This window comes from Streptomyces sp. NPDC058751, assembly GCF_042746485.1.
GTDB lineage: Bacteria > Actinomycetota > Actinomycetes > Streptomycetales > Streptomycetaceae > Streptomyces.
Window position 1 is genome coordinate 24,954 of sequence record NZ_JBHYPZ010000032.1, and the last position, 6,000, is coordinate 30,953.

4 protein-coding genes are annotated in these 6,000 nt (G+C 71.3%); 3 read left to right on the top strand and 1 reads right to left on the bottom strand.

What is annotated here, in order from left to right; genetic code table 11:
• Window positions 1-89: 89 nt before the first annotated feature.
• Entirely contained in the window at window positions 90-1,502 is a 1,413-nt protein-coding gene (locus tag ACFW6B_RS27020) for an N-acetylmuramoyl-L-alanine amidase (protein WP_386599681.1), read from the bottom strand.
• A 128-nt stretch (window positions 1,503-1,630) separates the two neighbouring features.
• Between ACFW6B_RS27020 and ACFW6B_RS27025 the strand changes: the two genes are divergently transcribed.
• From ACFW6B_RS27025 to ACFW6B_RS27035, 3 genes are all read left to right on the top strand, one after another.
• Window positions 1,631-2,386, top strand: a complete 756-nt coding sequence (locus ACFW6B_RS27025; RefSeq protein ID WP_386599683.1) for a TIGR03089 family protein — start codon at window positions 1,631-1,633, stop codon at window positions 2,384-2,386.
• A gap of 218 nt (window positions 2,387-2,604) precedes the next feature.
• Window positions 2,605-3,873 (top strand): LCP family protein, encoded by a 1,269-nt coding sequence (locus tag ACFW6B_RS27030; RefSeq protein ID WP_386599685.1) that lies wholly within the window; start codon window positions 2,605-2,607, stop codon window positions 3,871-3,873.
• Between the two features lie 246 nt (window positions 3,874-4,119).
• Window positions 4,120-5,889 (top strand): LCP family protein, encoded by a 1,770-nt coding sequence (locus tag ACFW6B_RS27035; protein ID WP_386599687.1) that lies wholly within the window; start codon window positions 4,120-4,122, stop codon window positions 5,887-5,889.
• The last annotated feature ends 111 nt before the right edge of the window (window positions 5,890-6,000 follow it).

Below are 6,000 nucleotides of genomic sequence, written 5' to 3' on the forward strand. Positions count from 1 at the left end.
CCGGGGTCGCCCCTTGCCCGGAGGGTTCGGGGACCCCGTGACGCCGCGAGGCCGCCCTTCGGGCGACGACGGGAATTTGACGACAGGCCCTAGCGGCCCTGGTAGCGGGCCGCGGTCGTCCTGGCGGAGCCGAGCTTGCCGTAGAGGAGCCGTCCGGGGCACTCCGTGGCGAACCCGTCCCGATGGCCGGAGATCACGTTCAGTCGTACGTTCTTTCCTTTTCGGTAGAGATTGCCACCGGCCGACTTCAGGTATGTCTTGCCACGCGGATTGGCCCCGTACAGACCGAGTTTCCACGCCGTGAGCCGGGAGATCGCCTTGAGCGCGGCGTCGGTGGGCTTCGTGGCGCCGAACGTGCCGATCACGGCGATGCCCATGCTGTTCGTGTTGAACCCGCGGGTGTGGGCGCCCATGACCGCCTTCGTGACGCCTCCCGCGCGGCCCTCGTAGATGTTGCCGCACTTGTCGACGAGGAAGTTGTAGCCGATGTCGCGCCAGCCGCTGCTCACGACGTGATAGCGGTAGATACTGCGGATGACCGAAGGCACTTGTGAGCAGGCGTACTTGTTGCCGGACGCGGTGTGGTGCACGAAGGCCGCCTTGACCGTCCTCGTGTAGAGGAAGCCGCGCTCGCGCAGGTTCTCGTTCGCGCCCCAGCCGTGCCGCGTGACGATCCGGGGGCGCGGTCCGATGTACGGCGCCACGCGCCGCTCGGCCTTGCCGCCCGGGAAGTACGTACGCTCCGTCTCGCCCCGGGAGAGCGCGGGGATCACGTTGGCCCGCGCGCTCTTGCCGTCCTTCACGCCCGCGTGCGCGCTCCCGCGCATGCTCCTGGCGCGCAGGCCCGAGGGTGCGCTCCCGGCCCTCCCCGCCGTCCCCGCGGTCCGCTCGTCCCGGTCCGGGGGGTCCCCGCCGGGGTCGACGAGTTCGAGGCGCAGACCGCCGGGCAGCGGCGCGGCGGCCGCGCGCCCGCCCTCGGGGTCCTCTCCGGCGTCCTCCTCCCGATCCGGGCCGTACGCGGCCTCCCGCGCCTCCCGCTCCGCCTCGACGCGGACCTCGACGCCGTCCGAGTCCCCCACCCACAGGGGAGCGGTGGAGCCGTGCGCCCTGCCCGACGCGCTCTCGGCCGTGTCCGGGTCGGCGGCGTGCTCGTCGTTGTGGGCCTCCAGGTCCTGCCACGGCGACCAGTCGCCGGTGCCGGTCGCCCGGGTGCGGACCTGGACCCGGCCGTGCAGCTCGGCGTCCGGGTCGTCCCAGACCACGCCGACCAGGGAGAAGGGCCGTACGTCCCGGCGGGTGAGGCCCTGGGCCGAGGCGGTCGGTCCGAGGGAGCGTCTGCGGGTGAGGGGAACGAGGGGCAGCGACTGGGTGCTGCCGGGGAGGGCGGTCTCCGATGTCCGTCTCGACGGCCCGGCCTGTGCAGGGGTGGCGGGCAGGGCGAGCGGAAGGGCGAGTGCGGCCGCGCAGGTGACGCCGACCGAGGAAGCAAGGAATCCACGCATGCTCCTGATCCTGGACATAGTCATACATATCTGTCCATCGCGGAATTGACGGACCGTCGGACGCGCTGAGCCGAACCGGTGGCGCGCTCGGTCCGTGCCGCGCGGCGCCCCCGCGTACGCTTGCGCGCGTGAAAGCCACCGACCGCACCCCTGCCGACCTGCTGCGATCCGCGCTCTCCGAGGACCCCGCGCGTCCCTTGGTGACCTTCTACGACGACGCGACGGGCGAACGGGTCGAACTGTCCGTGGCCACCTTCGCCAATTGGGTGGCCAAGACCGCCAACCTGCTCCAGGGCGAGATGTCCGCCGAGCCCGGTGAGCGGGTCGCGCTGCTGCTGCCCGCTCACTGGCAGACGGCGGTGTGGCTGCTCGCCTGCTCCTCGGTGGGCGTCGTCGCGGATCTCGGCGGGGACCCGGCGGCCGCCGACCACGTCGTCGCGGGCCCCGGCCGCTTCGACGCCGGGCTCGCCTGTTCCGGTGAGCGCGTCGCCCTCTCCCTCGCGCCGCTCGGCCGCCGCTTCCCGACGCCGCCCGCGGGGTACGCCGACTACGCCGTCGAGGTGCCGAGCCAGGGCGACCGTTTCGCGCCGTACGCGCCGGTCGACCCGGAGGAGCGGGCGCTGGTCGTCGCCGGGGCCGCGTACACGGGCGCCGAGGTCGTGGAGCAGGCCCGCGCCGACGCTCCCGGGCTGGATCTGACGGGGCCCGGCTCCCGCATCCTGTCGGCGCTCTCGTACGACACCTGGGAGGGCGTGACCGCCGGTCTGTACGCGCCCCTCGCCACCGGCGGGTCCGTGGTGCTGTGCCGCAACCTCGACCTGCTGGACGACGACGCGCTCGCCCGGCGGATCGAGAGCGAACGGGTGACCGCGACGGCCCGCTAGGGCCTGTCCGACCATTCCCGTCGGCGCCCGGAGGGCGGCCCGGCGGCGTGGCGGGCGGCGTGGCGGGCGGCGTCCGCCGCGGCGGGCCGCTCCGGGTGCCGTCCGGGCCGGGCGTCCCCCGTTCGGCCCATCACCGGCCCCCCTCACCTGCCGCTTCGGGACATGGTCGTAGGAGCAGCCAGACACGCTCGTACGCCATGAGGGGTGGTGGTCCCGACGTGACCGACACCACGGGCCATCCCTCCGGAAGCCCGGAGGAGCAGGGACGGGGAGCGTCGCCCACCGGGGCGGGGCGCAGGCGGCGGCGCTGGCTGCGCTGGACGGCGACCGGCGCCACCGTGGTGGTCCTGGGCGCCGTGGCGGTCGGCTGGGCCGCGTACGAGAAGCTGAACGGGAACATCACGGCCGACGACGACGCGGCGGCCGAGCTCGCCCGCTACGAGCGGGAGAGGCCCACCGCGCTGGTGCGTGACGCGCAGAACATCCTGCTGATCGGGTCCGACTCGCGTTCGGGGGCCGGGAACAAGGAGTACGGCCGCGACTCGGGGACGGAGCGGTCCGACACCACGATCCTGCTGCACCTCGCAGCGAACCGGCGCAGCGCGACCGCCGTGTCGCTGCCCCGCGACCTGATGGTGGACGTGCCGGGCTGCCGGCGCCCCGACGGGACCCGCACCGACCCCATGTTCGCGATGTTCAACTACGCCTTCGAGGTGGGCGGCTCGGCCTGCACGATCCGGACCGTCGAGAAGCTCACGGACATCCGCGTCGACCACCACATGGTGGTGGACTTCCACGGCTTCAAGGACATGGTCGACGCCGTGGACGGCGTCGAGGTGTGCCTGAGGGAGCCGATCGACGACAAGGCGGCGAAGCTGAGGCTGCCCGCGGGCAAGGTGGTGCTCGACGGCGAGCAGGCGCTCGGCTACGTGCGCGCCCGCAAGAGCATCGGCAACGGCAGCGACACCGACCGCATGGACCGCCAGCAGAAGTTCCTCGGCGCGCTGATCGGCAAGGTGCGCAGCGACGACGTCCTGCTCAACCCGGCGAAGCTGTACCCGGTGCTGGACGCGGCCACCTCCTCGCTGACCACCGACCCGGGGCTCGCGAGCCTGCGCGGTCTGTACGACCTGGTCCGCGGCGTGCGCGACATCCCCACGGACGGCATCCAGTTCCTGACCGTGCCCCGGAGGTCCTACGTCCTCAACGCCAACCGGGACCAGCTCGTGGAGCCCGCGGCGGAACGGCTCTTCGAACGGCTGCGCGCGGACGAGCCCGTCGTGGTCGCGAAGGAGCCGCCCGCGGGGCCGGCCCACGGCCGGTCACCGCATTCCGCGAGCCCGTACGGAAACTCCTTCCGCAACTACGAAGAGGAGTCGGACGGCGACGGAATGTCGACGGCAATAGGGGCCGCCCTCCTCTCCGGCACACCCGATCCGGCCCCCACTTTCCGCGGCAACACGGCGGCCCAGGGCGCCTGCGAGTAAAGCGCACACCAAGCCGGGGAACATCCGAGCTAAGAAGTCTCTGAAAATGGGGCGGAATGCCCGGTTGTAGGAACGTTGAATTTGTCACGGCCGTCGCTGGACGCTGAACTGGGCGGATAGTGTGAGCGATCCGGTGCACCCGGCCCACGAGGTCCGTCCTGGGGTCGCGCACTGCTTGACCGAGACCCGAGCGCCTTTTGAGGGGGAAAGGGCGCCGCGTGGCCCCGACGGAGGATTCAGACAACCGTGGACGCGCAAGGCCGTAGGCGGGCGGACAACATCGATCCCGCAGACCAGTGGGTGCTCAACCCGAACACCGGTGAATACGAACTGCGACTGCCCCCTTCCGGAGCGCAACCGGGCGTGCCGCGGCCTCGGAGGGGTGCCCCCTCCACGGCGACGCGCACGCGCAGCGCGCCGGGCCGGGACCGCGCGGCACCGGGACGGGACCGAGAGGCACCGGAACAGGACCGTGAGGCGCTCGGCGCCGACCTGCCGGGACCGCGCCGTCGGCGCGCCGAGCCGCCGGAGCCCCTTCCGGGGCGGCGGCGCGGGCGCACCAAGCCGCCCAAGAAGTCGAAGGCGAAGAAGATACTGCTCTGGACCGGCGGCACCATGGCGCTGGTCCTGGTGGCCGTCTCGGGCGCCGCGTACGCCTACCTCAAGCACCTCGAGGGCAACGTCAACGCGGAGGACGTCGGCAGTTCGGCCAAGAGCAGCTTCAGCAAGGACGAGGCCTTCAACATCCTCATCATCGGCACCGACAAGCGCACCGGTGCGGGCAACGAGGGCTACGGCGACAAGAACAGCGTCGGGCACGCCGACACGAACATACTTCTGCACGTGGCGAAGGACCGGACGAACGCGACGGCGATGAGCATTCCGCGCGACCTCATGGTCGACATCCCGGAGTGCAGGTCGAAGCAGGAGGACGGCACCGAGAAGGTCATCAAGCCTTCGGAGAACGTCCGCTTCAACACCAGCCTCGGCCAGGAGGGCCGCAACCCCGGCTGCACGATGGACACGGTCAAGGCGGTCACCGGCATCACGGTCGACCACTTCATGATGGCCGACTTCAACGCCGTCAAGACGCTGACCAGCGCGGTCGGCGGTGTCGAGGTCTGTGTCGCCAAGGACGTCGACGACGAGGACTCGCACCTCAAGCTCTCCGCCGGCAAGCACACCATCGAGGGCGAGCAGGCCCTGGCGTTCGTCCGCACCCGGCACAGCTTCGGCAACCAGGGCGACCTCGACCGCATCAAGGTGCAGCAGCAGTTCATCGGCTCCCTGATGCGCAAGATGAGCTCCGGCGACACCCTCACCAGCCCCACCAAGCTGTACAAGCTGGCCGAGGCCGCCACCAAGGCACTCACCGTGGACACCGGCATCGGCAAGGTCAACACGCTCAAGGACATGGCCCTGGAGCTGAAGAAGGTGCCGCCGAAGAACATCACCTTCACCACGGTCCCGGTGATAGACAACCCGGCCGAGAAGGTGCACGCCACGGTCGTCGTGCATCCGACGCAGTCGCAGCCGGTCTTCGACGCGATCAAGAACGACGTCTCCTTCACCGCGGTGAAGGAGAAGAAGGCGAAGGAGAAGGCCGCGGTGGCCGCCCGCCTCAAGGGCCCCCGCTCCGCCGCGTCCGAGATCCGCGTCGACATCTACAACGGCGGCGCCGAGGCCGGCTCGGCACAGGAAACTCTCAACTGGCTGCAGAATAATGAGGGCGTGCTCAAGTCCAGCCAGCTGGGCAACGCCGACGCACCTCTGAGCAAGACGACCCTGGAGTACTCTCCCGAGCAGGCCGACCAGGCACGCAAGCTGGCGGATCTCATGGGTCTGTCCGGCTCGGCGATGAAGCCCGGCGAGAGCGAGAAGAACTCACAGGGTCTGCCCGCGATCGTGCTGACCCTGGGCAAGGACTTCAAGGGCGCCGGTGTGCCTTTGACCGCTGCGACGAAGGCGCCGGACGTGGAGAAGTCCACGGCGGACAAGACGGTGTGCGCGAAGTGACTTGACGGGTCCGTCAGGCGTCCTACGGGGCGCGGGCGGCGGCCGGCCCGGAGCGGGAGGGGGGCCGCCCGCGCCGCCGCGGGGGCCCGGTCGGGACGGCCGGGGGGGGCG

What these genes read in the sequence shown, in the direction of transcription:
- ACFW6B_RS27020 (WP_386599681.1), bottom strand. Translation starts at nt 1,502, where the DNA reads ATGCGTGGATTCCTTGCTTCCTCGGTCGGCGTCACCTGCGCGGCCGCA.